Annotated in this window: 22 protein-coding genes and 2 tRNA genes; 8 read left to right on the plus strand and 16 right to left on the minus strand. The window is 73.9% G+C overall.

The features are described 5' to 3' along the window. Nucleotides 1-41: 41 nt before the first annotated feature. The gene (locus tag ABIB53_RS02100) at nt 42-2,243 is read right to left on the minus strand and encodes an ATP-dependent DNA helicase RecG (protein WP_354586939.1); all 2,202 of its coding nucleotides are present in this window, start codon (nt 2,241-2,243) and stop codon (nt 42-44) included. A 4-nt stretch (nt 2,244-2,247) separates the two neighbouring features. Then, entirely contained in the window at nt 2,248-3,930 is a 1,683-nt protein-coding gene (locus tag ABIB53_RS02105) for a DAK2 domain-containing protein (RefSeq protein WP_354586940.1), read from the minus strand. Between the two features lie 196 nt (nt 3,931-4,126). On the opposite strand from ABIB53_RS02105, the gene rpmB reads away from it, so the two are divergent. After that, entirely contained in the window at nt 4,127-4,321 is a 195-nt protein-coding gene (rpmB, locus tag ABIB53_RS02110) for a 50S ribosomal protein L28 (protein WP_068274554.1), read from the plus strand. 281 nt (nt 4,322-4,602) lie between these two features. On the opposite strand, the gene thiL is transcribed toward rpmB, so the two are convergent. Then, nucleotides 4,603-5,613, minus strand: a complete 1,011-nt coding sequence (gene thiL, locus ABIB53_RS02115) for a thiamine-phosphate kinase (protein WP_354586941.1) — start codon at nt 5,611-5,613, stop codon at nt 4,603-4,605. Nucleotides 5,614-5,721: 108 nt separating this feature from the next. Between thiL and ABIB53_RS02120 the strand changes: the two genes are divergently transcribed. Both ABIB53_RS02120 and ABIB53_RS02125 read left to right on the plus strand, forming a co-directional pair. After that, nucleotides 5,722-5,955: an Lrp/AsnC family transcriptional regulator gene (locus ABIB53_RS02120; protein WP_191565014.1), complete on the plus strand. Its 234-nt coding sequence runs from the start codon at nt 5,722-5,724 to the stop codon at nt 5,953-5,955. After that, nucleotides 5,952-6,440 carry a DUF3515 family protein gene (locus ABIB53_RS02125; RefSeq protein ID WP_224767050.1) on the plus strand — a complete coding sequence of 163 codons (489 nt, stop codon included), beginning with the start codon at nt 5,952-5,954 and terminating at the stop codon, nt 6,438-6,440. The genes ABIB53_RS02120 and ABIB53_RS02125 overlap by 4 nt, the downstream gene beginning before the upstream one ends. A 4-nt stretch (nt 6,441-6,444) precedes the next feature. Here ABIB53_RS02125 and ABIB53_RS02130 read toward each other — a convergent pair whose 3' ends face one another. Beyond that, entirely contained in the window at nt 6,445-7,572 is a 1,128-nt protein-coding gene (locus tag ABIB53_RS02130; RefSeq protein ID WP_123093292.1) for a D-alanine--D-alanine ligase family protein, read from the minus strand. 58 nt (nt 7,573-7,630) lie between these two features. Between ABIB53_RS02130 and ABIB53_RS02135 the strand changes: the two genes are divergently transcribed. Beyond that, complete coding sequence (locus tag ABIB53_RS02135) at nt 7,631-8,749, plus strand: trans-sulfuration enzyme family protein (RefSeq protein WP_354586942.1); 1,119 nt, start codon at nt 7,631-7,633, stop codon at nt 8,747-8,749. A gap of 115 nt (nt 8,750-8,864) precedes the next feature. Here ABIB53_RS02135 and ABIB53_RS02140 read toward each other — a convergent pair whose 3' ends face one another. Together ABIB53_RS02140 and ABIB53_RS02145 are read right to left on the minus strand one after the other, a co-directional pair. Beyond that, nucleotides 8,865-9,860, minus strand: a complete 996-nt coding sequence (locus ABIB53_RS02140; protein ID WP_229299226.1) for an NAD(P)H-dependent glycerol-3-phosphate dehydrogenase — start codon at nt 9,858-9,860, stop codon at nt 8,865-8,867. Beyond that, nucleotides 9,857-10,630, minus strand: coding sequence for a lysophospholipid acyltransferase family protein (locus ABIB53_RS02145; protein WP_354586943.1), 774 nt, complete (start codon nt 10,628-10,630; stop codon nt 9,857-9,859). The genes ABIB53_RS02140 and ABIB53_RS02145 overlap by 4 nt, the downstream gene beginning before the upstream one ends. Before the next feature lie 84 nt (nt 10,631-10,714). Here ABIB53_RS02145 and ABIB53_RS02150 point away from each other — a divergent pair, with 84 nt between their 5' ends. Further along, the gene (locus ABIB53_RS02150) at nt 10,715-10,924 is read left to right on the plus strand and encodes a hypothetical protein (protein WP_201467372.1); all 210 of its coding nucleotides are present in this window, start codon (nt 10,715-10,717) and stop codon (nt 10,922-10,924) included. 59 nt (nt 10,925-10,983) lie between these two features. Here ABIB53_RS02150 and ABIB53_RS02155 read toward each other — a convergent pair whose 3' ends face one another. The 3 genes from ABIB53_RS02155 to leuC form a co-directional block, all read right to left on the minus strand. Beyond that, entirely contained in the window at nt 10,984-11,685 is a 702-nt protein-coding gene (locus tag ABIB53_RS02155; RefSeq protein WP_354586944.1) for an HU family DNA-binding protein, read from the minus strand. Nucleotides 11,686-11,857: 172 nt separating this feature from the next. Then, nucleotides 11,858-12,451 (minus strand): 3-isopropylmalate dehydratase small subunit, encoded by a 594-nt coding sequence (gene leuD, locus ABIB53_RS02160; protein ID WP_201467374.1) that lies wholly within the window; start codon nt 12,449-12,451, stop codon nt 11,858-11,860. A gap of 3 nt (nt 12,452-12,454) precedes the next feature. Further along, nucleotides 12,455-13,891 carry a 3-isopropylmalate dehydratase large subunit gene (leuC, locus tag ABIB53_RS02165; RefSeq protein WP_354586945.1) on the minus strand — a complete coding sequence of 479 codons (1,437 nt, stop codon included), beginning with the start codon at nt 13,889-13,891 and terminating at the stop codon, nt 12,455-12,457. 130 nt (nt 13,892-14,021) lie between these two features. Between leuC and ABIB53_RS02170 the strand changes: the two genes are divergently transcribed. After that, entirely contained in the window at nt 14,022-14,771 is a 750-nt protein-coding gene (locus tag ABIB53_RS02170; RefSeq protein ID WP_068274529.1) for an IclR family transcriptional regulator, read from the plus strand. A gap of 234 nt (nt 14,772-15,005) precedes the next feature. On the opposite strand, the gene ABIB53_RS02175 is transcribed toward ABIB53_RS02170, so the two are convergent. The 6 genes from ABIB53_RS02175 to ABIB53_RS02200 all read right to left on the minus strand — a co-directional run bounded on the left by ABIB53_RS02175 (nt 15,006) and on the right by ABIB53_RS02200 (nt 19,963). After that, a tRNA-Glu gene (locus tag ABIB53_RS02175) sits at nt 15,006-15,078 on the minus strand. A gap of 110 nt (nt 15,079-15,188) precedes the next feature. Continuing rightward, nucleotides 15,189-15,260: transfer RNA gene (locus ABIB53_RS02180), tRNA-Gln, on the minus strand. Between the two features lie 93 nt (nt 15,261-15,353). Beyond that, the gene (gene gltX, locus ABIB53_RS02185; protein ID WP_354586946.1) at nt 15,354-16,895 is read right to left on the minus strand and encodes a glutamate--tRNA ligase; all 1,542 of its coding nucleotides are present in this window, start codon (nt 16,893-16,895) and stop codon (nt 15,354-15,356) included. A gap of 28 nt (nt 16,896-16,923) precedes the next feature. Then, complete coding sequence (locus tag ABIB53_RS02190) at nt 16,924-18,177, minus strand: Tle-like phospholipase domain-containing protein (protein ID WP_354586947.1); 1,254 nt, start codon at nt 18,175-18,177, stop codon at nt 16,924-16,926. A gap of 80 nt (nt 18,178-18,257) precedes the next feature. Continuing rightward, nucleotides 18,258-19,034 (minus strand): fumarylacetoacetate hydrolase family protein, encoded by a 777-nt coding sequence (locus ABIB53_RS02195; protein WP_123093302.1) that lies wholly within the window; start codon nt 19,032-19,034, stop codon nt 18,258-18,260. Nucleotides 19,035-19,057: 23 nt separating this feature from the next. Continuing rightward, nucleotides 19,058-19,963, minus strand: coding sequence for an SGNH/GDSL hydrolase family protein (locus ABIB53_RS02200; protein ID WP_191564468.1), 906 nt, complete (start codon nt 19,961-19,963; stop codon nt 19,058-19,060). A gap of 123 nt (nt 19,964-20,086) precedes the next feature. Here ABIB53_RS02200 and ABIB53_RS02205 point away from each other — a divergent pair, with 123 nt between their 5' ends. Further along, on the plus strand, nt 20,087-20,950 hold the full coding sequence (locus ABIB53_RS02205) for a 3-methyladenine DNA glycosylase (RefSeq protein ID WP_354586948.1): 864 nt from the start codon (nt 20,087-20,089) through the stop codon (nt 20,948-20,950). Between the two features lie 4 nt (nt 20,951-20,954). Here the strand turns inward: ABIB53_RS02205 and ABIB53_RS02210 are convergent, their stop codons facing one another. After that, nucleotides 20,955-22,127: a PucR family transcriptional regulator gene (locus ABIB53_RS02210; protein WP_354586949.1), complete on the minus strand. Its 1,173-nt coding sequence runs from the start codon at nt 22,125-22,127 to the stop codon at nt 20,955-20,957. 87 nt (nt 22,128-22,214) lie between these two features. Between ABIB53_RS02210 and ABIB53_RS02215 the strand changes: the two genes are divergently transcribed. Then, complete coding sequence (locus tag ABIB53_RS02215) at nt 22,215-25,676, plus strand: bifunctional proline dehydrogenase/L-glutamate gamma-semialdehyde dehydrogenase (protein WP_354586951.1); 3,462 nt, start codon at nt 22,215-22,217, stop codon at nt 25,674-25,676. Nucleotides 25,677-25,849 lie beyond the last annotated feature (173 nt).

The following is a 25,849-nucleotide window of genomic DNA, read 5'->3' on the forward strand; positions in this document are numbered from 1 at the left end:
GACGACGGGGCCCGCTCGAGGGCTCTCGGGCGAAGGGGAGGTCAGGACTTCTCGAGGTAGGCGGTGCGCTCCTCGTCGGCCCAGCGGGCGACGGCGGCGGCGAGCTCGGGGTGCGCGGAGAGGTCGGGGTCGGCGGCGAGGACGACCTCGACGTCCTCGCGGGCGGCCTCGATGAGGTCCTCGTCGCGCAGCAGCGACAGGTGGCGCAGCTGCGAGCGGACCCCGGACTGGGCGGTGCCGAGCACGTCGCCCTCGCGGCGCTGGGCGAGGTCGACCCGGGCGAGCTCGAAGCCGTCGGAGGTCGAGGCGAGGGCCTGCAGACGCTCCTGCGCGCTCTCGGCGTCGGAGCCGGTGACGAGCAGGCACACGCCGGGGTGCCCGCCGCGCCCGATCCTGCCACGCAGCTGGTGCAGCTGGGAGATGCCGAAGCGGTCGGCGTCGAGGACGACCATCGTGCTCGCGTTCGGCACGTCGACACCGACCTCGATGACCGTCGTCGCGACGAGCACGTCGATCTCGCCGGCGGCGTAGGCCGACATCACCGCGTCCTTCTCCTCCGGGCGCATCCGGCCGTGGAGGGCCGCCGTGCTCACCCCGGCGAGGGCGGGCACCTGGGCGAGCAGCTCGAGGGTGCCGGAGACGTCGGCGAGCGGGCGGGGCGCGTCGTCGTCCGGCACGCGCTCGCCGTCGGCCTCGTCGTCCCCGACCGGCCCCTCGCTCAGCAGGTCCACGCCCTCCTCGACGTCGTCGTCGCCGCCGATGCGCGGGCACACGACGAAGGCCTGACGGCCGGCGGCGACCTCCTCGGCGATGCGCTCCCACACCCGCTGCACCCAGCGGGGGTTGCCGGCGGGCACGACGTGGGTCGTCACCGGCTGGCGCCCGCGGGGCAGCTCGCGCAGCGTCGAGGTGGCCATGTCGCCGAAGACGGTCATCGCGACCGTGCGCGGGATGGGGGTCGCGGTCATGACGAGGAGGTGCGGCGGGTGCTCCCCCTTCGCCCGCAGCGCGTCGCGCTGCTCGACCCCGAAGCGGTGCTGCTCGTCGACGACGACGAGCGCGAGGTCGTCGAAGGTCACGACGTCCTCGAGCAGGGCGTGGGTGCCGACGACGATGCCGGCGGCGCCCGTCGCGATGTGGATGAGCGCCTCGCGCCGGGCCTGGGTGCTCATCGACCCGGTGAGCAGCTGCACGCGGGTCGCGTCCTCGGCGCCGCCGAGCATCCCCGCCTCGGCGAGGTCGCCGAGCATGGCGCGGATCGTGCGCTCGTGCTGCACCGCGAGCACCTCGGTCGGTGCGAGGAGCGCGGCCTGGCCACCGCTGTCGACGGCGGCGAGCATCGCGCGCAGCGCGACGACGGTCTTGCCCGAGCCGACCTCGCCCTGGAGGAGGCGGTGCATCGGGGTGTCGGCGGCGAGGTCGGCCAGGACGGTCTCACCCACCTCGCGCTGGCCCGCCGTGAGCTCGAAGGGGAGCCGCTCGTCGAAGGTGGCGAGGAGCCGCCCGTCGGGGCGCCGGGCCCGCGTGACCTCTGCCGCCCGCTCGGCCCGGCGCATGCCGAGCAGGCACTGCAGGACGAAGGCCTCCTCGAAGCGCAGCCGGTGGCGGGCCCGCTCGACGTCGTCGAGGGTGTGCGGTGCGTGCAGCGCGGTGAGGGCCTCGAGCCGGCCCAGCAGGTCGCGGCGCTCACGCACCTCGTCGGGCACCGCGTCGACGACCTCGTCGAGGTGCTGCAGGACGACGCGCACCGCGGCGGACACGCCCCACGACTGCACCCCGGGCACGTGCCGGTAGATGGGGATGAGCCCGCCCTCGTCGACGGCGAGGTCGCCGAGGGCGTGGAGCGCCTCGATGCTCGAGTACGCGGGGTGGGCCAGCTGTCGCCGCCCGCGGTACTCGCCGACCCGCCCGGCGAAGAGGAGCGTGCGGCCGACCTGGAGCTCCTTCTCGTGGCCGTAGGCCGAGAAGAAGGTGACGTCCATGCGGCTGCGCCCGTCGGTGATGACGGCCTCGAGCATCTTGCCGCGGCGCGACTTCATCGAGCGTGTGGTCGCCGACTCCACCGTCGCGACGGCGACGAGGTAGTCGCCGACGGCGGGCGCGCCGAGGTCGGCGACGGTCGTGCGGTAGCGACGGGGCGCGAAGTCGAGCAGGTCGCCGACGGTGACGATGCCGCGGTGCTTCTCGAGCTTGCTCGCGGCGGAGCCGACGAGCCCCTTGAGGCGGGTGTCCTCGGTGGTCACCGGTTCACTCGACCCCGACGAGGAGCGGGTAGGCCGGCTGGCCGCCGTCGACGACCTCGACCTCGACGCCATGACCGAGCGCCTCGGCGGCCGCGCGCGCCGCGGCGACGAGCTCGTCGTCGGCGTCCTCGCCGACGACGAGGGTGACGAGGTCGGCCCCAGAGCCGGCGAGCCGCGCGACGACCTCGGCGGCGACGGCGCACAGGTCCTGGCCGACGATGGCGATGTCACCGGCGACGACCCCGAGGGCGTCGCCGACCTCGCACGGCCCGCCGCTCGTCAGACCGGCCTTGACGGCGGTCGTCACCGCGCCGTGGCGGGTCGCCGCGGCGGCCCGGGTCATCGTCATCTCGTTGTGGCGGGCGTCAGCGCCGGGGTCGTAGACCGCGAGCGCGGCGAGCCCCTGGACGGCGGTGCCCGACTCGACGACGTGCACGTGCTGCCCCTCCTGGCCGGCGGCCTGGGCGCACGCCCTCGCGGCGAGCACGGTGTCGCGGTCGTTCGGCAGGAGGATGACGTCGCCCGCGCGGGTCTCGCGGACCGCGTCGAGCAGCTCGCCGGCCGAGGCCCGGCGACCGGGCCCGGAGGTGACGACCGAGGCACCCACCTCGCGCACGAGCGCGGCGATGCCCGGCCCGGCGGCGCACGCGACGACGGCCAGGCCGACCCGGGGGTGGGGGCGCATCGCGTGGACGAGCGGGGTCACCTGGACCTCGCGGGGCGGGGCGACGGCCAGCCCGGCCTGCAGGGCCGCGCCGATGTCGTCGGTGTGCACGTGGACCTTCGTCGTCGTGCCGTCACCGCTGAGCACGACGCTGTCGCCGAGCGCGTCGAGGTCGCACCGCAGGTCGTGCAGCGCCTGCTCGTCCTCGCTGTCGAGCAGGTACATCACCTCGAAGGCCGGCCCCTCGGCCGCCGCGGGGCCACCGGCCTCGGCGGGCACGGGGCGGGTGACGGCTCCCCCTTCGCCCGTGGACCACTCGGGCCGGCGGCGCAGGTCGAGGTTCATCGTGAAGTCGTCGACCTCGTAGCGGTCGAGCGGGGTGTGGTCGCGCACGACGCGGTCGAGCGCCTCGAGGAAGAGCAGGTAGCCCGCGCCCCCGGCGTCGACGACCCCGGCAGCGGCGAGGACCGGCAGCTGCGACGGGGTCGCGGCCAGCGCGTCGCGGGTGGCCTGGACCGTGCGCTCGGTGAGGGTCGGCAGGTCGGCGCCGTCGGCGGCGGCGGCTGCGGCCGCCTCGGCGGCACGGTCGGCGACGGTGAGGATCGTGCCCTCCTGGGGGCGCACGACGCTCTCGCGGGCACGCCGGGCGGCGGCCACCAGCGCGCGGGCGAGCAGGGGCGCGTCGGCGCTCACGGTGCCGGCGCCGGAGAGCTCGTCGCTGATGCCGCGGATGAGCTGGCTGAGGATCACCCCGGAGTTGCCGCGGGCGGAGAGCATCGCGGCCCGCGACATCGCGGCGGCCTCGCCCGGCAGGTCGACCTCGCCGAGCACCCCGCGGGCCTCGTGGTCGACGCGCACGGCGTCGAGCGCCTGGTCGAGGGTGAGGTACATGTTCGTGCCCGTGTCGCCGTCGGGCACCGGGAAGACGTTGAGCGCGTCGATCTCGGCCCGCCGCGCGGCGAGCGCGGCACGGGTGACGACCGCCCAGCGGCGCATGGCGGCGGCGTCGATCGCGGTCAGCACTCTCGTACGCTAACGGAGAGGACCGTCACCGCGACCCCATCCGCAGCGGTCCGCGTGCCGTGCGCCGGAGCCGTTTTGGTCGCGCACGCACTGCTCGGCTACGCTGGACCGGTTGCCTGGAGCCCGATCACCTCGTGATCACGCGGCCCCGGCAGCACCACCGACACGTACGCATCATCGATCGAGGAGAACACCCGTGGCTGCCAACTGCGACGTCTGCGGCAAGGGCCCGAGCTTCGGGCACTCCATCTCGCACTCCCACCGCCGCACCAAGCGACGCTGGAACCCGAACATCCAGCGCGTCAAGGCTCTCGTCGGTGACGCCGGCAAGACCCCCAAGCGTCTCAACGTCTGCACCTCCTGCCTCAAGGCCGGCAAGGTCAAGCGCTGACCCGCTGAGCACCTGACGGGCCGATCACCTCTTCGAGGTGGTCGGCCTTCGTCGTCCCCTCCGCCTCGTCGCCTGGTCGCCCCACCCGCCCCGTCGCCCCTTCGCCCCTTCGCCCCACGTGCCCCAGGTTTCTCGGGTCACCCGATAAACCCCCGCTCTGCACGAGTAAGAAACTCCTGCAAACCAGGGGTAAGTCGTGCTGAGCACCGGCGAAGGGGGATCCAGCCCGGTCCCGCAGCCCCGGCCGCGGTCTGCGGCATCCCCGTCGGCGCGAAGGGGGATCAGCCGGCGAAGTGGTCCCAGCCAGCGACCTCGTGGGGCACCCCGTCGAGCAGGACCGGCGCCCTCGATCGCTCGACGACGCGGCCGACCACGCGCCACGGGGCGCCCGTCGTCGGCAGCCGGGACGCGTCGGCGAAGCACGCGAGCAGCGCGTGCTCCTCTCCCCCGCCGAGCACCTCGCGCAGCGCCGCCTCGGCCCCGAGGACGTCGAGCAGGTCGCCGTGCGTCTCAGCCCGGAGCGCGGCGCCGTCGAGGTCGACGCTCACGCCGCTCGCCCGGGCCAGGCGACCGGCGTCGCGCACGAGCCCGTCGGAGACGTCGAGCATGGCGCTCGCGCCCGCCCGCGCCGCCTCCGCCCCGGACTGCCACGGGCAGTGCGGCCGGCGGTGCGAGGAGCGCAGCCGGTGGGCCGCCTCCGGGGCCTGCCTGTCGGCCGCCGCGGCCAGCTCGGCGTCGAGGTAGAGCCGCAGCCCCGCCCCCGACCGGCCGAGCGTGCCGCACACGGCGACGACGTCGCCGACGCGGGCACCGCTGCGCCGCACGGGAGCCCGACCGCCGAGGTCCCCGAGGACGGTCATCGCGAGGACCACGCTGCCGGCGGCCGCTCCCGACAGGTCACCGCCGAGCACCGGGGTGGCGCTCTCGCGGGCCGCGGCGGCCACCCCTTCGGCCAGCCCGAGCACCCACTCCACCGGGGTGGCGGGGTCCGCGCTGAGCGCGAGGAGCAGACCCGTCGGGCGCGCCCCCATCGCGGCGACGTCGGCGACGTTCTGCACGACGAGCTTGTGCCCGACGTCCTGCGGACTCGACCAGTCGTCGCGCCAGTCGACACCGAGGACCATCGAGTCGGTCGTCGCGACGACCGACCCGGACGGCGCCTCGACGACCGCGGCGTCGTCGCCGGGCCCGACGGGCACGCCCGGCGCCTCGTCGTGGAGGAGCACCGGCAGCAGCCGGGCGAGCACGGCCTCCTCGTCGAGGTCGGCCAGGCGCAGCGTCGGGTGGTCCACCCCGCCACCATCTCACCGACCCGACCGGCGCGAGAGCGCTGCCGTCGGCTACCGTCGGCGCAGGTGCCCGGAGCGGCCGCGCGCACCGCACGGGCAGCAGGGAGGGACATGGTCCAGGCGTACGTCCTCATCCAGACCGAGGTGGGGGTCTCCACCCGCGTGTGCACCGACATCGCCAAGCTGACCGGCGTCGTCGAGGCGCACGACGTCACCGGCCCCTACGACGTCGTCGCCCGCGTCGAGGCCGAGACGATGGCCGACCTCGGCCGGCTCGTCCTCGCGCAGCTCCAGCAGGTCCCGGGCATCACCCGGACGCTCACCTGCCCCATCGTCCACGTGTGAGCGGCCCCGACCGCACGGGTCGCGACCGGCGACCTCTGCTCGCCGGGCTCGTCGTCCTCGTCACCGCGGGCCTGGCCCTCGGCGTCCTCCTCACCCGGACCGGGCCCGTCGACGTCGCGATCCCCGACGGCGGCGACGACCCGGCCTGCCTCGACGCCGGCACCCGCTGGCCCCTCGAGGTCGCCGGGGAGGACGAGCGCGACACCGACCCCGCCGGCACCGCGGTGCACGCGTGGGGCGACCCCGCCGTCATCGCCCGCTGCGGCCTGCCGGCCCTCGGGCCGACCACCGAGCAGTGCATCAGCGTCGACGGCGTCGACTGGGTGGCCCGTGAGCTGAGCGACGGGACCGCGCTCACGACCTTCGGGCGCTCGCCCGCGATCGAGGTGCTCGTGCCCGACGAGGTCGGTCAGGCCCCGCTCGTCCTGCCGGCCTTCGCCGACGCGGCGAAGGCGCTGCCCACCAACGGGCGGCAGTGCGATTGAGCGCTCAGCGCAGCCCGACGGGCCGCTCGAGGGCCAGCTGGACGAGCTCGTCGATGAGGTCGGGGTAGGCCAGGCCGCTCGCCTGCCACATCCGCGGGTACATCGAGTGGGGGGTGAAGCCCGGCATCGTGTTGATCTCGTTGATGACGACCTCGCCGCGGTCGGTGACGAAGCAGTCGACCCGCGCGAGCCCCTCGCACGCCAGCGCGTCGAAGGCCTCGGCCGCGAGCCGGCGCACCTCGTCGCTCACCTGCTCGCTCAGCTCCGCCGGGCAGGACAGCCGCACCGCGGACTCGTCGAGGTACTTGGCCTCGAAGTCGTAGAAGTCGTGCCCGTGCCCGGACTCGACGACGATCTCGCCGGGCAGCGAGGTCCGCGGGGCGTCGAGCCCGTGCCCCTCGAGGACCGCGCACTCGATCTCTCGGCCGACGATGCCGGCCTCGACGATGACCTTGAGGTCGTGCTCGCGGGCGGCCTCGATCGCCGCCTCGAGGTCCTCGGGGCGCTCGACCCGGCTCACGCCCATCGAGGACCCGGCGCGGCACGGCTTGACGAAGACCGGCCACGACAGCGCGCCGACCGCGTCCATCGCGGCGGCGGGGTCGGCACGCCACTGCCGGTCGGTGATCACCGTGTACGGGCCGACGGGCAGCCCGGCGCCGGCGAAGACGACCTTCATGTAGTGCTTGTCCATGCCCGCCGCGGAGGCGAGGACGCCCGACCCGACGTAGCGCACGTCGGCGAGCTCGAGCATCCCCTGGAGGGTGCCGTCCTCGCCGTACGGGCCGTGGAGCAGGGGGAAGACGACGTCGACCTCGCCGAAGGCCTGGGGCGGCTGCCCCGGCGCGTGCACGGAGAGGGTGCGGTCGCCGACCGAGGTCGACAGCGCGACCTCCGTGCCGGCGTGGACGACCTCGGGGGTGTGCCCGGGCACGAGACGCAGGGGCTCCGGGTCGTCGTCGACGAGCACCCAGGACCCGTCGCGGGAGACCCCGATCGGGACGACGTCGTAGCGCTCGCGGTCGATGGCCGAGAGCACCCCCGCCGCCGTCGCGCACGACACGGCGTGCTCGGACGATCGGCCGCCGAAGACGACGGCGACGCGGGGCTTGCGGGGCTCGTGAGTGGTCATCGTCCACGACTGTAGTGCGCCCGGCTCGCCCTCCCGCGCTGCGGATACCGTGTCGCCCATGACGAGCGAGCAGCCCACCGGAGCCGAGGGTCACGCGACCCACGCCGGCTCCCCCTTCGCCCCGGCGACGCAGGTCGTCGCCCTCGGCCGGCCCGACCGGGCACCGGGCGCCCCCCTCGCCGTCCCGCCGGTCTTCACCTCGACGTACGCGGCCGACGGCCCCGTCAACTACGCCCGCGCGGGCAACCCGACGTGGAGCGCGCTCGAGGACTCGGTCGGACCGCTCGAAGGGGGCGACGCCCTCGCCTTCGCGTCCGGGATGGCCGCGGTGGCCGCCGTCCTCTCGCTCGTGCCGACGGGCGGCACCGTCGTGGCCCCCTTCGCCGCGTACAACGGCGTCGTCGTCAGCCTCACCGAGGCGCAGGAGGCCGGGCGCCTCGCCGTGCGCTGGGTCGACGTCACCGACGCCGAGGCCGTCGAGGCGGCCCTGCCCGGCGCCGACCTGCTGTGGCTCGAGTCGCCGACCAACCCGCTGCTCGACCTCGCCGACGTCGAGCGGCTCGCGCGGGCGGGCCGCGCGGCCGGGGCGGTCGTCGCGGTCGACAACACCTTCGCCACCCCGCTGCTGCAGCAGCCGCTCGCCCTGGGCGCCGACGTCAGCGTGCACTCGGCGACGAAGTACCTCTCCGGGCACTCCGACGTCATCCTCGGCATGACGATCACCGGCACCGACGAGCGCGGCCGTGCGCTGCGCGACCGCCTGGCCCGCCACCGCCTGCTCGGCGGGGCGATCCCCGGCCCGATGGAGGCCTGGCTCGTCCTGCGCGGCCTGCGCACCCTCGCCGTCCGACTCGAGCGCGCCTGCGAGAACGCCGTCGAGCTCGCCGCCCGCCTGCGCGAGCACCCGTCCGTCACCCGTGTGCGCTACCCCGGTCTCGGCGCGATCGTCTCGGTCGAGACCGTCGGCGGGGCCGAGGGCGCGGAGCGGGTCTGCGCGGGCACCCACCTGTGGTCGCACTCGACGAGCCTCGGCGGGGTCGAGAGCCAGCTCGAGCGGCGCCGCCGCCAGCCCGGCGAGCCCGAGTCCACCCCCGTCGACCTCGTGCGGCTGTCCGTGGGCATCGAGGACGTCGAGGACCTCTGGCGCGACCTCGACGCCGCGCTCCGCCTCGCCTGAGCGCCCCAGCTTTCCCGCCCAGGGCGGGAAAGCTCGACCTCGGGCAAGAACATTTCTTTCCCGAGGTCGCATGTTCCCGCCCTGGGCGGGAAAGCTGTGACGGGGCGAGGGGGGGTCAGTCGGTCTCGGGCTTGCGGGCTCGGGAGAGCAGGGCGTGGACGACGTCGGGCACCGAGGTCCCCTCGTGCACGCACGCGCTCACCTGCTCGATGATCGGCACGTCGACGCCGTGGGCGCGGGCGAGGTCGAGGATCGAGGAGCACGACTTCACCCCTTCGGCCGTCTGGCGCGTGTGCTCCTGCACCTCGGCCACGCTCATGCCGCGACCCAGCCCCACCCCGAAGGAGTGGTTGCGCGACAGCGGCGACATGCACGTCGCGATGAGGTCGCCGACGCCGGCGAGCCCGGCGAAGGTCCGCGCGTCGGCCCCGAGCGCGACGCCGAGCCGCGTCATCTCGGCCAGCCCGCGGGTGATGATCGAGGACTTCGTGTTGTCGCCCAGGCCCATGCCCTCGGCCATGCCGACGGCGAGCGCGATGACGTTCTTCACCGCTCCGCCGACCTCCGCGCCGACGAGGTCGGTCGAGGTGTACGGGCGGAAGTAGCTCGTCGCGCAGGCCGCGGCGACGAGGTCGGCCGCGCCCTGGTCGGGGCAGGCGACGACGGTCGCGGCCGGCTGGCGCTGGACGATCTCGCGGGCGAGGTTCGGCCCGGAGACGACGGCGATGCGCTCGGTGGGCACCCCCCCGACCTCGCTGATGACCTCGCTCATCCGCTTCGTCGTGCCGAGCTCGACGCCCTTCATCAGCGAGACGACGACGCCCTGGCTCAGCACGTCGCCCCACGCCCCGAGGTTCTCCCGCAGCGACTGGCTCGGCACGGACAGCACGACGACCTGCGCGCCGTCGGCCGCCTCGGCCGGGTCGGTCGTCGCCGAGATCGACTGCGGCAGCTCGTGGTCGGGCAGGTAGTCCTCGTTGCGCCCGCGGTTGATCTGCGCGACGAGCTCGGGGCGCCGGGCCCAGATGCTCACGTCGTTGCCGCCGTCGGCGAGCACCGTGGCGAAGGCGGTGCCCCAGCTGCCGCCCCCGAAGACCGCGACCTTGCTCATGCTGCTCCTCCTGAGTCGAGCCGTCCGCGCGCGTGGCGGTAGTCGCCGGTCGTCGCGATGCCGTGGGCCTGGGGGTCGAAGCGCACCGCGGGCGCGCGCTCCCCGCGCAGCTGCTCCACCTCGTGGGTGATCGCCGCCATGATCCGGTCGGTCGCCTCCATGACGACGACCGTCGTGAGGTCGCGCTCGTAGAGGTCGCTGAGGTCGACCGGCGGGCCGAAGCGGATGTGGGTCGTGCGGCGCGGCAGCAGGCGCGGGACCTTCGCGTACTGCGGCAGGATCGCCTGCGGCCCCCACTGGGCGATGGGGATGACGGGGCAGCGGGCCTCGAGCGCGAGCCGCGCCGCGCCGGTCTTGCCGCGCATCGGCCACTCGTCGGGGTCACGGGTCAGGGTGCCCTCGGGGTAGATCGCGACGCACCGGCCCTCCTCGAGCGCGGCGACGGCGTCGCGCAGCGCGGACGCGGCGTCGTGCCGCTCGCGGTAGACCGGCACCTGACGGGCCTGGCGCATGATCGGCCCGAGCCACCACGACTCGAAGAGCTCGCTCTTGGCCATGAAGGTCGGCGCGATCCCCTCGTCGTAGAGCGTGTGCGCCCACGGGAAGGGGTCGAGGTAGGAGATGTGGTTCGGCGTCACGAGGAAGCCGCCCGACCTCGGCACGTGCTCCAGCCCGGTCACCGAGTACGGCGTGAGCGCGCGCAGCAGCGGGCGCAGCACGGTGGCGACGAGGCGGTACATCCACGGCACCTGCGTGCGGTGCTCGGCCACGGCGCCTCCTGCTCGACCTCGTCGTCCCGCCCACCGACGTCCGGTCGGGCTGCGGTCACCATAGCCAGGATTAGGGTTGCGGCCATGCAGGCCACGGTTTTCTCGAACGACGCGGACGGCGTCGTCCTCGTCACCGACACCGGTCGCCGGCTGCGCGCGCCGTTCTCGGCCTTCGCGGGCAGCGGCCTCATCCACGTGCGACCCGGTCAGCGGCTGTCGGTCGAGCTCGGTGCAGACGACCAGGTCAGCCGCGCGTGGGTCGTCGGGATCGGCGAGGGCGAGCGGATCGACTGACGACGCCGCACGCCCACGACCGAGGGTCGTGGGCGTGCGCGCGTCCGGGCGAAGGGGGATCAGCTCGCGCTCTTCTTCGCGGTCTTCTTCGCCGGCGTCGTCTTCGCCGTGCTCGACGAGGTCTTCTTCGCGGGGGTCTTCTTCGCCGTGCTCGACGTGGTCTTCTTCGCCGTGCTCGTGGACGCCGTCTTCTTCGACGCCGTGCTCTTCGACGCCGTGCTCTTGGCGGCCGTCTTCTTCGCCGGCGCGCTCTTGGCTGCCGCGCTCTTCTTCGCGGGCGCGCTCTTGGCCGCGCTCTTCGACGCCGTCTTCTTCGGCGCCGTGCTCTTCGACCCCGTGCTCTTCGACGCCGAGCTCGTGGCGGCGGACGAGCGCCGCGCCGCGGCCCCTCCCCCGATGCCGGCGACCTTCGCCGCGGTGTCGACCGCGGAGGCGACCGTCCCGGCCGCAGCCCGCGCGACGGCCGGAGCCGCCTTGGGCAGCGAGGTCGGGTTGGCGACGTAGCTCTTGAAGCTCGTGGCCGCCTTGAAGCGCGGGACCGACGTCTTCGGGATCTTCACGGGCTCACCGGTCTGCGGGTTGCGGCCCGTCCGCGCGGCCCGCGCCGCCTTCTCGAAGGTCCCGAATCCCGTGATCGCGACCTTGCCCCCCTTGCTCACCTCGCGCACGATGGCGTCCAGCACCGCGTCCAGCGCGTCGGTGGCGGCCTTGCGGCTGCCGAGGCTGGCCTCGATCGACTTGATGAGTTCTGCCTTGTTCACGTTCGCTCCACAGGTACGTCTGCGCCGGGGTCCCCGGCAGGTGGACGACCGGGCGACGTTGCCCGGTCACCCCCGACGGTAGAACGCGTGGCGACCCGCCGAGGCGGCAACGAGCAGACTGGGTGGGCGAATTCGTCACCAGGCGAAGGGGGGTTCCCCCTTCGCCCGGGTCTCAGACCGGCTGGGTCGTGGGCTTGAAGGCGGGCCGGCCGGCCTCGAAGGCGTCGATGTCCTCGGCGTGCGAGAGGGTGAGCCCGATGTCGTCGAGGCCCTCGAGCAGACGCCACCGCGTGTAGTCGTCGACCTCGAAGGGGTACACGCCCTCGCCGGCCGTCACGGTGCGGGCGGTGAGGTCGACGGTGATCTGCGCACCGGGCTCGTTCTCGAGGTACTTCCACAGCAGCTCGACGTCGTCCTGGCTGACGATCGCGGTGAGCAGGCCCTGCTTGCCGGAGTTGCCACGGAAGATGTCGGCGAAGCGGCTGGAGATGACGACGCGGAAGCCGTAGTCCATGAGCGCCCACACGGCGTGCTCGCGCGAGGACCCCGTGCCGAAGTCCGCGCCCGCGACGAGGACCGAGCCCTGCGCGAAGGCCGGCTGGTTGAGCACGAAGGTCTCGTCACCGCGCCAGGCGGCGAAGAGCCCGTCCTCGAAACCCGTGCGGGAGACGCGCTTGAGGTAGACGGCGGGGATGATCTGGTCGGTGTCGACGTTGCTGCGGCGCAGCGGGACGCCGACCCCGGTGTGGGTGGTGAACTTCTCCATTGCTCAGCTCCTCGCGCTGCTGGCGCCGCCGGCGCCGACGGGGGTGGGGTCGAGGTCGGCCGGGCTGGCCAGCGTGCCGCGCACGGCGGTGGCGGCCGCGACGAGCGGGCTCACGAGGTGGGTGCGCCCGCCCTTGCCCTGACGGCCCTCGAAGTTGCGGTTCGACGTCGACGCGCTGCGTTCGCCGGGGGCGAGGATGTCGGGGTTCATGCCCAGGCACATCGAGCAGCCGGGCAGGCGCCACTCGGCGCCGGCCGCCGTGAAGACCTCGTCGAGGCCCTCGGCCTCGGCCTGGAGGCGCACGCGCGCCGAGCCGGGCACGACGAGCATCCGCACGCCGTCGGCGACGCTGCGCCCGCGCACGACCTCGGCGGCAGCCCGCAGGTCCTCGATGCGGCCGTTGGTGCACGAGCCGACGAAGACGGTGTCGACGGCGATGTCGCGCAGCGGCGTGCCGGCGGTAAGGCCCATGTACTCGAGGGCGCGGGCGGCGGCGACCCGGTCGGACTCGTCGCCGAAGGACTCGGGGTCGGGCACGGCGTCGCCGAGGGGCGCGCCCTGGCCGGGGTTGGTGCCCCAGGTGACGAAGGGGGTCAGGCTCGCCGCGTCGATCTCGACGACGGCGTCGAAGGTCGCGTCGTCGTCGGTGCGCAGCTCGCGCCAGGCGGCGACGGCGTCGTCCCAGTCCTGGCCCTTCGGCGCGTGCTCGCGCTCGCGCAGGTACTCGAAGGTCGTCTCGTCGGGCGCGATGAGCCCGGCGCGGGCACCGGCCTCGATCGACATGTTGCACACGGTCATCCGCGACTCCATCGACATGGCCTCGATGGCCGGGCCGCGGTACTCGAGGACGTAGCCCTGGCCGCCGCCGGTGCCGATCTTGGCGATGACGGCGAGGATGATGTCCTTCGCGGTGACGCCGGGGGCCGGCTCGCCGGCGACCTCGATCGCCATGGTGCGGAAGGGCTTGAGCGAGAGGGTCTGCGTGGCGAGGACGTGCTCGACCTCGCTCGTGCCGATGCCGAGCGCGATCGCGCCGAAGGCCCCGTGCGTCGAGGTGTGGCTGTCGCCGCAGACCACCGTCATGCCGGGCTGGGTGAGACCCAGCTGCGGGCCGACGACGTGGACGATGCCCTGCTCCGCGTCACCCATGGGGAAGAGGCGGACGCCGAACTCCTCGCAGTTGCTGCGCAGGGTCTCGACCTGGGTGCGGCTCACCGGGTCGGTGATCGGCCCCGGGGTCGTCGGCACGTTGTGGTCCTCGGTGGCGAGGGTGAGATCGGGACGGCGGACGCCGCGACCGGCCAGACGCAGCCCCTCGAAGGCCTGCGGGCTCGTCACCTCGTGGAGCAGGTGGAGGTCGATGTAGAGCAGGTCCGGCTCGCCCTCGGCACGTCGCACGACGTGTGCGTCCCACACCTTCTCGGCCAGGGTCTTGCCCATCGCTTGCTCCTGCTCTGCGTGTCGTGACGGTCGCCGACGACGCCGGCGGCCGTGTCCGTCCTGTCGAGGTTCGCACGGCTCCGGGGGCCCAGAGGTTGCGTCTCATGAGGTGAGATGCCAGTATCAGCACATGGACAACGGAAGTGGCGTCGGCGTTCTCGACAAGGCCGCCGTGGTGCTGAGCGCCCTCGAGGCCGGCCCTTCGACACTCGCGCAGCTCGTCACGGCGACCGGACTGGCACGCCCGACCGCGCACCGCCTCGCGGTCGCGCTCGAGCACCACCGGCTCGTCGGGCGTGACATGCAGGGTCGCTTCATCCTCGGCCCGCGCCTGGGCGAGCTCGCCGCCTCGGCGGGCGAGGACAAGCTCCTCGTCGCGGCCGCCCCGGTGCTCGGCGCCCTGCGCGACCACACGAACGAGTCGGCCCAGCTCTTCCGCCGCCAGGGCGAGCACCGCGTGTGCGTCTCGGCCGCAGAGCGACCGGTCGGTCTGCGCGACTCGATCCCCGTCGGCGCGACCCTGAGCATGCTCGCCGGCTCTGCCGCGCAGGTGCTCCTCGCGTGGGAGGAGCCGGACCGGCTGCACCGCGGCCTCCACGGCGCCGCCTTCAGCGCGACGATGCTCTCGCAGGTGCGTCGTCGCGGGTGGGCGCAGAGCGTCGGCGAGCGCGAGGCGGGCGTCGCGTCGGTCTCCGCCCCCGTGCGCTCCCCCTCCGGCCGCGTCATCGCCGCCGTGTCGATCTCCGGGCCCATCGAGCGCCTGTCGCGCCAGCCCGGTCGGCTGCACGCCGCGACGGTCATCGCCGGCGCCAACAAGCTGACCGAGGTCCTCGAGCGCCACGCGAAGGCCGCCGAGGTGGCCGACCGCGACACCGAGTAGCCCGCCCTCCCCCTTCGCGAGGTATGGAGATCCGCCGCAGATCCACCCGATCTGACGGCGGATCGCCATATCTCGGCGAAGGGGGGGCACGAAGGGGTGGGGCGAGGGGGGCGAGTGAGTCGAAGGGGGGAGGCGGGGGTCGTCGTCGCGCGGCGACTCACTGCCCCACGTGCGCAGACCTTCCCGGAGACGACGAAGACCCCCGCTCTGACGAGCGGGGGTCTTCGACCGATGTAGCCCCGACGGGATTCGAACCCGCGCTACCGCCTTGAGAGGGCGGCGTGCTAGGCCACTACACAACGGGGCCATTGCTGCTCTGCGACTGCGTGAGCCGCTCGGACAACGAAGGAGACCTTACCCGTAAGGGCTCGGATTCTCCGAATCCGTCTGTCTCGCCAGAAGGCGGGACGACCAGCGCTGGGGTACCAGGACTCGAACCTAGAACGACTGAACCAGAATCAGCTGTGTTGCCAATTACACCATACCCCAAGGGGGTACCACCGCTCCTTCGTGACGAGTCACGCGCGAGCAGCGCACCGAGGGATGATGCTAGCCAAGATGGCCGCTCGTCCCAAATCGCGCTCAGCCGAGCTCAGCCCGCAGCCGACGCAGACGCGCCAGGGTCGAGTGCTGGCCGAGGATCTCCATCGACTCGAAGAGCGGCGGGCTGATCCGCTGGCCCGACACGGCGGTGCGCAGCGGGCCGAAGGCCAGACGCGGCTTGAGCCCCATCCCCTCGACGATCGCCGCGCGCAGCGCCGCCTCGATCTGCTCCGCGTGCCACTGGTTGCCCTCGCGCGCCTCGGCCGAGAGCACCCCGTCCGGCACGTGCAGGCCCTCGAGCGCGGTGATCGCCGCGTCGAGCACCGCGGGCGCGTCGTCCTTGAGCCCGTCCCGGGCGTCCTGGGCGATCTCGAGCTCGTCGTCGGCGACGTAGAAGGGCGCGACGAGCGCGGGCGCCTCGGACAGCAGCGCCATCCGCGTCGAGATGAGCTCGGTGATGCTGCGCAGGCGCGCCAGCTCGCCGAGCGAGGGGTTCTCGCCGAGGACGCCCGCGGTCTGCAGGTAGGGCAGCAGACGGCCGGCGAGGTCGTCGACGTCGAGGTCGCGGATGTACTGCCCGTTGAGCCAGTCGAGCTTCTTGAGGTCGAAGATTGGCCCCACCGTGTTGACCTTGCTCCACGCGAAGTCGCGGCTGAAGTCGGTGAAGGTGAACTTCTCGACGTCGGTGCCGTCCTCCCCCTTCGCCGGCGGGTAGGCCAGCAGGCCGAGGAAGTTGACGACCGCCTCCGGCAGGTAGCCCTGCTCGCGGAACCACGTGAGGCGCGCCCACGGGTTCTTGCGCTTGGAGATCTTGCTCTTGTTCTCGTTGCGCAGCAGCGGCATGTGGGCGAACTTCGGCGGGGTGAGGCCGAGCCACCGGTAGAGCAGCACGTGCTTGGGGGTCGAGGAGATCCACTCCTCGCCGCGCACGACGTGCGTGATGCCCATCTCGTGGTCGTCGACGACGACGGCGAGGTGGTAGGTCGGGAAGCCGTCGGCCTTGAGGATGACCTGGTCGTCGGGGCGCGGCGCCGACACGGTGCCGCGGATGACGTCCTCGAAGGTCGTCGGCGCGTCCTCGGGCACGAGCATGCGCACGACGGGGGTCTCGGTGAAGCCCTCGAGCTCGGCGCGCTCCTCGCGCGTCTTGCCCACGCACATGCGGTCGTAGCCGGTCGGCTGCTTGAGCTTCTGCTGGCGCTCGCGCATCGCCGACAGGCGCTCTGTGGAGCACCAGCAGTGGTAGGCGTGGCCGTCGGCGACGAGCCGCTCGACGTACGGGCGGTAGGTGTCGAGGCGCTCGCTCTGGCGGTAGGGCGCGTACGGGCCGCCGACGTCCGGGCCCTCGTCCCACGTCAGGCCCAGCCAGCTCAGGGTGTCGTAGAGCTGGGCCTCGCTCGTCGCGTCGAAGCGCGCTCGGTCGGTGTCCTCGACCCGCAGGACGAAGGAGCCCTCCTGCTGGCGGACGAAGGCGAGGTTGAAGAGGGCCATGTAGGCCGTGCCGACGTGCGGGTCGCCGGTGGGCGACGGGGCGACGCGGAGGCGGGGACGGCTGGGCGCGGAGGGGGTCTGCTCGGTCATGATCCCCCGAGTCTAGGGAGTCCGCCGATCAGTCGGGGTAGCGCTCTGCGAGGGCGTCGGTCATCGGGTCCCACGTGTGGCCCCACACCCCCTCGCCGAGCCCGGCGCCGACCGCCGCGCCCTCGCCGACGTCCTCCTGCCAGTCGGTGAGGTCGCCGTCGCCGAGCCCGACGAGACCGCCGACGAGACCGCCGATGCCGGCGCTCGTGCCGACGACGACGTCACGCTCCGGGCTCGGCGGGGTGTCGAGGACGATCTGGGTGCCCGGGGCGTCGGGCAGACCGGTCGCCTGCTGCAGCCCGGTGAGCCCGTCGGTGGAGACGCTGTACGCCCGCATCTGCCCGGCGCCGGCCTCGGCGAGCACGCTCGCGCCGGTCGAGCCGTCGGCGCGCATCGCTGCGGCCTCGGCGGCGGTGGTCGGGTGGATCCCTGCGGCGTCGAAGGTCACCGCGGGCTGGCCGGTGGCGAGCCCGGCGGCGGCGGCGAGCCCGCCGCCGAGACTGTGCCCGGTGAAGGTGACCTCTCCCCCGGTCGCCGCCTGCACGTCGAGCCCGAGCTGCATCGCGGCCGTGTACTGCGGGTCGCCGGCTCCGAGGGCCTGCCGGCCGTTGGTCACCCAGTCCTCGCCCTCGACGCTGCCCTGGAAGGCGACGACGTAGCCGCCGTCCTCGGTGCGGAAGACGTAGGCCTGCGGGGTCGAGTCCGGGCCGAAGCGCGCGGGGTCGAGCCCGAGCTCGGTGAGCTCAGCGGCGCTGACCTCGGTGTACCCCTCGGGCAGCGCCGGCTGCTGGTAGCCGATGACGGGCACGCCGTGCAGCGGGTGCCTCGTGCCCTGGGCGTAGAAGGCAAGGCCCCACAGGTCCCGGTCGACGGGCTGGCCCTCGGTGCCGCGCACGTCGTCGTCGAAGGTGGACCCACCGGGCGGTGACTGGGGCGCGGGCCCCTGGGGCAGTCGTCCACCGCCGAAGGGGGCGACGGAGCCGCCCGCGGACCCGCCGGCTCCCCCGCCGACCTGCCCGCTCGCGTCCTGCTGCTCCTGGGCCTGGCGCTGCAGCTCTGCCGCGAGCGCGTCGAGCATCTGCGAGCACCGCTCGAGGTCTCCTCGGGCGCGCGCCCACCGGTGCGCGAAGCGCTCGAGGTCGTCTCCCTCCCAGGCTCCCTGGAGGGTGACGAGCCGGGCCCGCCCGCTGTCGCCCACCTGCGTCGTCTGCCGTGCCGTCGCCGTCAGCCGCGCGCTGATCTCGCGCAGGACGGCGGCGTCGGCGCCGTGCGTCAGCGTCATCGCCGCTCCTCACCCCGGGGTCGCGTGCACCGTAACCAGGGGGTGAGGGCGGGCGCGATGGGGAGGACTCCCCTGTCGCGTCAGTCCTCGGCGGCGACGAAGGGGTTGGACAGGGTCCCGATCTGGGCGATCTCGACCTCGACCCGCTGCCCGGCGACCACCCGGCCGACACCCGCGGGGGTGCCGGTGAGGATGACGTCGCCGGGCAGGAGGGTGAAGGCCTTGCTCGCGTAGGAGACGAGCTCGGCGACGCCGTGCACCATGTCCGAGCTGTGCCCGTCCTGGGCCACCTCGCCGTCGAGCGTGGTGACGATGTCGACGGACTGCGGGTCGAGGTCGGTCTCGATCCACGGCCCGAGCGGGCAGAAGGTGTCCAGGCCCTTGGCCCGGGCCCACTGCCCGTCACCGCGCTGGAGGTCGCGCGCGGTGACGTCGTTGGCGATCGTGTAGCCGAAGATCACCTTCTTCACCTCCTCGGGCTCGATGTCCTTGCACATCCGCCCGATGATCACGGCGAGCTCGCCCTCGAAGGAGACCTCCTTCGTGATCGGCGGGATGACGACGGGATCGCCCGGGCCGACGACCGCGGTGTTGGGCACGAGGAACATCATCGGCTCGGCCGGGACCTCGTTGCCCATCTCCGCGGCGTGGTCGGCGTAGTTGCGCCCGATCCCGATGATCTTGCTGCGCGGGATGACGGGCGCGAGCAGCCGCACCTCCTCGACCGTCGTCGTCCGTCCGGTCAGCTCGATCCGCTGGTAGAGCGGGTCGCCGCTGACCTCGGCGATCTTCGTCCCGTCGCCGTCGACCAGGCCGTAGACCGGGTCATCTCCTGTGGTGTACCTCGCGATGCGCACGAGGTCACCCTAGTTCGAGGCCCTCACAGCTCGGCGACGACGGCCGTGGCCATCCGTGCGTAGCCCTCGTCCGTGGGGTGGATGTCGCCCTGGCTGCAGTAGTACGTCCAGTCGCAGATGAGCGAGACGTTGCGCGGGAGGGTGCCGAAGGACGCGCTCTTGCGGGGACGCCAGCTGTCCGTGTGGAAGTACGTCGAGACCTTTGCGACGTCGGCCCGGCCCTCGAAGGCGGCGAAGGAGACGACGCCGGTGAGCAGGTGCGAGAAGATGAGCGACTGCTTGGCGGTCTCCTGGCCGGCGGCACCCTTGACCCACTCGCCGAGGAAGACGTCGTAGTTGTCGAGCACGACGATCTGGGCGTTCGGGGCGGCGGCGCGCAGCCGGCGCACGATCTCGGCGAGGTTGGTCGTCAGCGTCGTCGTCGCCTTCTGGATGCACTCGGCGTCGACCGAGCCCGAGCGGGCGCAGGGGACGACGTCGTTGCCCCCGAGGCTGAGGGTGATGGTGCGGACGTTCGTGCGGCCCTTCATGAAGGCCTCGGCGCGCGCCATCTGGCTGCCCTCGCCGTAGTCGCAGCGCCCGCCCTTGAGGAAGGTCGTGCTCGTCTCGCCGCTGCAGCCGAAGGTGCGGATGTCGGTGTTGCGGTTCGTCGCGCGGACCGCCTTGAGGACGGCGCCGTTGTACCCGGCGCGCGGCTGGTCCTTCGTCTGCGGCTGGTAGCCCATCGAGAGGGAGTCGCCGAGGCTCATGTAGTAGCCGTACGGGCCGGGCGGGTTGATCGGGGCCGCGGGGGCGGCCGCGCCGGTCACGCGCTCGGAGTGGGTCGGCAGCGCCTGGACGGCCCCGGCTCCGAGACCGAGGGCGGCGGCCGCCGCGACGAGCGCGGCGGTGGTCCGGGAGCGGGCGAAGGGGTGAGCACGACGCGGCATGGCGTCCTCCATCTGACAGGGGGTGGCGGCCGCGTCCTCGCAGGTCGGCGGCGGTGGCGGTGCCTCACCCTAAGCCGCGGCAGGGCGGTCCGCAGGCCGTTCCGACGGAACTACCCTGGAGGGGTGACGGCTCCCCCTTCGACCCTCGTGCCGCGGGAGCAGTGGCTCCCGCTGGCCCGGTCCCACGAGGAGGCCGTCGACGCCCTCACGGCGGGGCACCGCGAGCGCCGGGCGCGCGGCGAGAAGCACCCCGTCGAGGACTTCCTCTTCGACTACTACCGCCATCGCGTCGGTCACCTGCGCCGCTGGCACCCGGGGCACGGGGTCGTGCTCGCGGACGCGCCGGAGTACGAGGGGCGCACGGGCTACGTCGTGCAGGACGGGGCCGCCCAGGTCGACCTCGACGAGGTGCTCGAGCGCCGGGGCGCGTCCGTCGAGCGCGTGCGCGCCCTGCTCACGGCGACCCTCGGACGGCCCGCGCACCTCGGCTGCTTCGGGATGCACGAGTGGGCGATGGTCTACCGGCTCGCGCCCGGCGAGCAGCGGCACGAGCAGCTGCCGCTGCGTCTGGGCCAGGCCGCGACCGACGAGGTCGTCGAGCGCTCCACGGTGCGGTGCAGCCACTTCGACGCGTTCCGCTTCTTCACCGAGCCGGCCCGACCTCTCAACGCGCTGCGTCCGACCCGCGAGGCGCAGGTCGCGATGGAGCAGCCGGGCTGCCTGCATGCGGGGATGGACCTCTACAAGTGGTGCTTCACGCTCGCGCCGCTCGTGCCCTCCGCGCTGACGCTCGACGCCTTCCTCCTCGCCCGCGAGATCCGTGTGCTCGACATGCAGGCCAGCCCCTACGACGTCAGCACGTTCGGCCTCGACGCCGTAGCGGTCGAGACGCCCGCGGGGCGGGCGGAGTACGCGCGGCGCCAGCGCGACTTCGCCGTGCGCTCGGACGCCCTGCGACGACGGCTGCTCGAGGCGCTGCCGGCCTGACGCCTCAGCCTGCCAGGGTGAGCCCGAGGTGCAGCTCGAGGCGGTCGCGGCCGTCGGCGAGGGAGAGCCCGGTGACGCGCTCGACCCGTGAGAGCCGGGCGTAGACGCTCTGCCGGTGCAGCCCGAGGGTGCGCGCCGTCACCGCGACCGACCCGGCGGCGTCGAGGTAGGTGCGCGCCGTGCGCACGAGGTCGGGGTCGCCGGCGTCGAGCAGGGCGCGCACGCCGGGGGTGAGGGCGGCCGAGACGACCTCCGCCGCGGCCGGCCCGCCGAGCAGACGGCGCACGCCGAGGTCGGACCACCACGCGCTGACCGGACCGGTCGAGCCCTGGCCGACGGCCGCCACCGCGGCACGAGCCTGCTCCCACGACCGAGTGGCCTCGGCGAGCGGCGCCGGGTCGCCCACGCCGACGACGAGCTCGTCGGCGGGCAGGTGGCGCGAGACCGCGCGGACCGCCTGCTCGACGACGGTCTGCGCCTCGGCGCGGGCCCGCTCCTGCGGCACGGGGACGACGAGCACGCTGCGGCTGTCCCGGTCGGCGACCCCGACCCGTCGGGGCAGACCGCCCCAGCCCTGCAGGTGCTCGGGCACGACCGCTCCCCCGCGGCGCGCGACGAGCGCGACGACGGCCCGCGTCGCCGGGTCGACGCCGAGGTCGTGCGCGAGGGACCGGGCCGCGGCGTCCTCGGTGGAGCGGGTCGCGTCGAGCAGCTCGTGGACGAGACGTCCGGTCTCGCGACGGGTGACGACGAGCCGGGCGATGATCTCGCCGGCCTGCTCGGCGAGCACCTCGGCCTCGTGCACCCGCTCGGCGTTGATCTGGACCCCGTCGGGCTCGATGGCCCACAGGTAGCCCTGCACGACCCCACGCCCCCAGGCGGGCAGGCAGAGCCGGGGGTGCGTCCCGCGCTCGGGGTTGGCGGGGATGCGCACCGGCCCGCGGGCGTGGGCGATGCCGAAGCCCTCGAACCACTCGCGGGTCTGCGCGCTCGCGCCCCGCCCGAGGATCGTCTCGGTGCGCACCGGGTCGGCCGCGTCGGGCTGAGCGGCGAAGGCGAGCAGGCGGAAGCGCCTGTCCTCCAGCGTGACCGGCGCCTCGAGCAGGCCGGAGACCTCGTCGACGACGTCCTGCACGTCGGCCACGGGCGGGTCCCCCTTCGCTCTCGGCTCGGTCATCTCGTCAGACAGATGTCTGACGAGATGGACGCATCGTCAGACACGTGATGATGGCACGCCGTCCTGGACAGGCCTACCGTCGAGAGCATGACGACTCCTCCCACGACCCGGACCGCCACCGACGCCGGCTCCGAGCACGGCTCGGACCGCGCCGTCGCCGAGCTGCTCGCCCTGGCCGACGACGCCGTCGCCCTCGCCGACCGCTGGGCCGCCGCCACCGAGGCGGGGCAGACGAAGAAGGAGGCCGCGACCACCGGTCAGCTGGCCTCCCTCCTCTCCGACCAGGCCGGCCTCGACCTCGCCGTGCGCTTCGTCGACAAGGTCGTGCGCCCCGAGGACCGCGCGGTCGCCGCGAAGGAGCTCGCCTCCCTCTCCGCCTCCGACGCCGCCTTCCTCGGCACCGTCGACAAGACCCTGCTGCGCGCCGGCGCCCTCGCGGCCCGCGTCGCCCCCGGTGTCGTCGTGCCCGTCGCCCGGGCCCGCATGCGCCAGATGGTCGGCCACCTCCTCGTCGACTCGCGCGACCCCGCGCTCGGCAAGCACCTCGCGGCCGCCCGCGAGGAGGGCTTCCGGCTCAACATCAACCTCCTCGGCGAGGCCGTCCTCGGCGAGGACGAGGCGGCGACCCGCACCGAGCGCACCCGCCAGCTGCTCGAGCGCGCCGACGTCGACTACGTCTCGATCAAGGTCTCCTCGCTCGTGAGCCAGATCGTCACGTGGGACACCGAGGGCACCGTCGCGCGCTGCCTCGAGCGGCTGCGCCCGCTCTACCGCGTCGCCGCGCAGTCGAGCCCGCGCAAGTTCGTCAACCTCGACATGGAGGAGTACCGCGACCTCGACCTCACCCTCGAGGTCTTCGAGCAGATGCTCTCCGAGCCCGAGTTCGCCGACCTCGAGGCGGGCATCGTCCTGCAGGCCTACCTGCCCGACGCCCTGCCCGCGATGGAGCGGCTGATCGACTTCGCCCGTCGGCGTCGCGCAGCCGGCGGCGCCGGGATCAAGATCCGGCTCGTCAAGGGCGCGAACCTCGCCATGGAGCAGGTCGAGGCCCAGCTGCACGACTGGGAGCAGGCGCCCTACGGCAGCAAGCCCGAGGTCGACGCCAACTACCTGCGCTGCGTCGAGCGCGCCCTGCGCGAGGACGCCGTCGAGGCGGGCGTGCGCATCGGCGTCGCGAGCCACAACCTCTACGACGTCGCGAGCGCCCACCTGCTCGCCGAGCGCCGGGGCGTGAGCGCGGCCCTCGACGTCGAGATGCTCCAGGGCATGTCGCCGAGCCAGGCCCGTGCGGTGCGCGACACCGTGGGCACGGTCATCCTCTACACCCCCGTCGTCGACCCCCGTGACTTCGACGCCGCGGTCTCCTACCTCGTGCGCCGCCTCGAGGAGAACGCCTCGCCGGAGAACTTCCTCCACGCCTTCTTCGCCGAGGGCGATCCGGCCGCGATGCCCGACCAGGAGATGCGCTACCGCCGCAGCATCACCGACATCCCGGCGACCTCCGTCGGCCCGCGCAGGGTGGCGCGCCGCGCGGAGATCGGCGAGACCTTCCACGGCACCCCCGACTCCGACCCGGCCCTGCCGGTGAACCGCGAGTGGGCGGCGCGCGCCGTCGCCGCGGGCGCCCCGACCCTCACCTCGCCGCACCTCGCCTCCGTCGAAGCCGTCGACGAGGTCGTCGACCGGGCGAAGGGGGCGCACGCCGGCTGGGCGGGGCGTCCCGCCGCCGAGCGGGCCGCAGTGCTGCGCCAGGCAGCCCGTGAGCTCGACGGCCGCCGCGAGCAGCTGCTCGCGGTCATGGCCGCCGAGGCGGGCAAGACCGCCGCCGAGGGCGACCCGGAGATCTCCGAGGCCGCGGACTTCGCCGCGTACTACGCCGACCGGGCCCTCGAGCTCGAGGACGGGCCGATGACGGACGGGGCGCGGTTCACCCCGTCGCCCGTCACGCTCGTCACCCCGCCGTGGAACTTCCCCGTCGCCATCCCCATCGGCGGCGTGCTCGCGGCGCTCGCCGCCGGGTCGGCCGTCGTCATCAAGCCGGCGCCGCAGACGCCCGGGTGCGTCGAGGTCGCCGTCGAGGCGCTCCACGCCGCCGGTGTGCCCGCCGACGTGCTGCAGGTCGTGCGCACCGACGAGGACGAGGTCGGGCAGCACCTCATCGCCCACCGCGACGTCCACACCGTCGTGCTCACGGGCGCGTCCGAGACCGCCGAGCTCTTCGCGGGCTGGCGCTCGGGCCGCGAGGGCGGCGCACGCGTCTACGGCGAGACCTCGGGCAAGAACGCGCTCGTCGTCACCCCGTCGGCCGACCTCGACCTCGCGGTCGCCGACCTCGTCTCCTCCGCCTTCGGGCACGCCGGGCAGAAGTGCTCCGCCGCCTCGCTCGGCATCCTCGTCGGGTCGGTCGCGAGCTCGGAGCGCTTCCGCCGCCAGCTCGTCGACGCGGTCCGCTCGATCAAGGTCGGCTACCCCGTCGACCTGTCGACGCGCATGGGCCCGGTCATCGAGGCGCCCCAGGGCAAGCTCCTGCGGGCCCTCACCACGCTCGAGCCTGGCGAGACCTGGCTGGTCGAGCCCACGCAGCTCGACGAGTCCGGTCGGCTGTGGTCGCCGGGCCTGAAGGACGGCGTCGCGCCGGGCTCCTTCTTCCACCTCACCGAGGTCTTCGGTCCCGTGCTCGGACTCATGCGGGCGGACTCGCTCGACGAGGCCCTCGAGCTGCAGAACGCGACGGCCTACGGCCTGACCGGCGGCATCCACAGCCTCGACGCCCAGGAGGTCCAGGAGTGGACCGAGCGGGTCGAGGTCGGCAACGCCTACGTCAACCGGCACATCACCGGCGCGATCGTCGAGCGCCAGAGCTTCGGCGGCTGGAAGTCCAGCTCGGTCGGACCGGGCGCCAAGGCCGGCGGCCCCAGCTACGTCGCCCAGCTCGGCACGTGGGCGCCGGACGGCCTGCCGACGAAGGGGGCGCAGGTCTCCCCCGCCGTGCAGCGCACGGTGGACGGCCTCGTCCACGTCCTCGGCGACCGGGTCGACGCCGACGGTCGCGCCATGCTCGACGCCGCCCTGGCCAGCGACGCGCTCGCGTGGGAGCAGGAGATCGGGGTCGAGCACGACCGCACCGGGCTCACGGTGGAGAGCAACGTCTTCCGCTACCGCCCTGTGCCGCGCGTCGTCGTGCGCGCCGGTGCCGACGCGTCGGTCGCCGAGGTCGTGCGCCTCGTCGCCGCCGCGACCCTCACCGGCACGCCGGTCCTCGTGTCGGCGCACCCCGACCTGCGTCTGCCGGGCTCGCTCGGCCACGTGCAGGTCGTCACGGCGAGCGACGAGGACTTCGTCGCCGGGGCGGTCCAGCAGGCCGGTCCCGCCGGGCGGGTGCGCGTCGTCGGCACGACGCCCGCGGCGCTCGCCGAGCTGGCGCCGACCGCTCTCACGGTGATCGACGGCCCCGTCCTCGCGAACGGCCGCCGCGAGCTGCTGACCTTCGTGCGCGAGCAGGCGATCAGCCGCACCCGCCACCGCTTCGGTCACGTCGAGCGCCACTGACCGGCGCTCGGTGAGCACGAATCGCCGCTACCCACCCGGCGTAGCGGCGATTCGCGCTCACCCAAGCGGACAGGGCTCGTCGCTGGTCGAGGTGCGAGGGCCCTTTGCTGGTCGAGCTGCGAGGGCCCGCCAGGGCCTGAGCCTCGAGACCACTGACCCCCGCGACCCCGGGC

This window comes from Janibacter sp. UYMM211 (assembly GCF_040547045.1).
GTDB classification, from domain to species: domain Bacteria; phylum Actinomycetota; class Actinomycetes; order Actinomycetales; family Dermatophilaceae; genus Marihabitans; species Marihabitans melonis.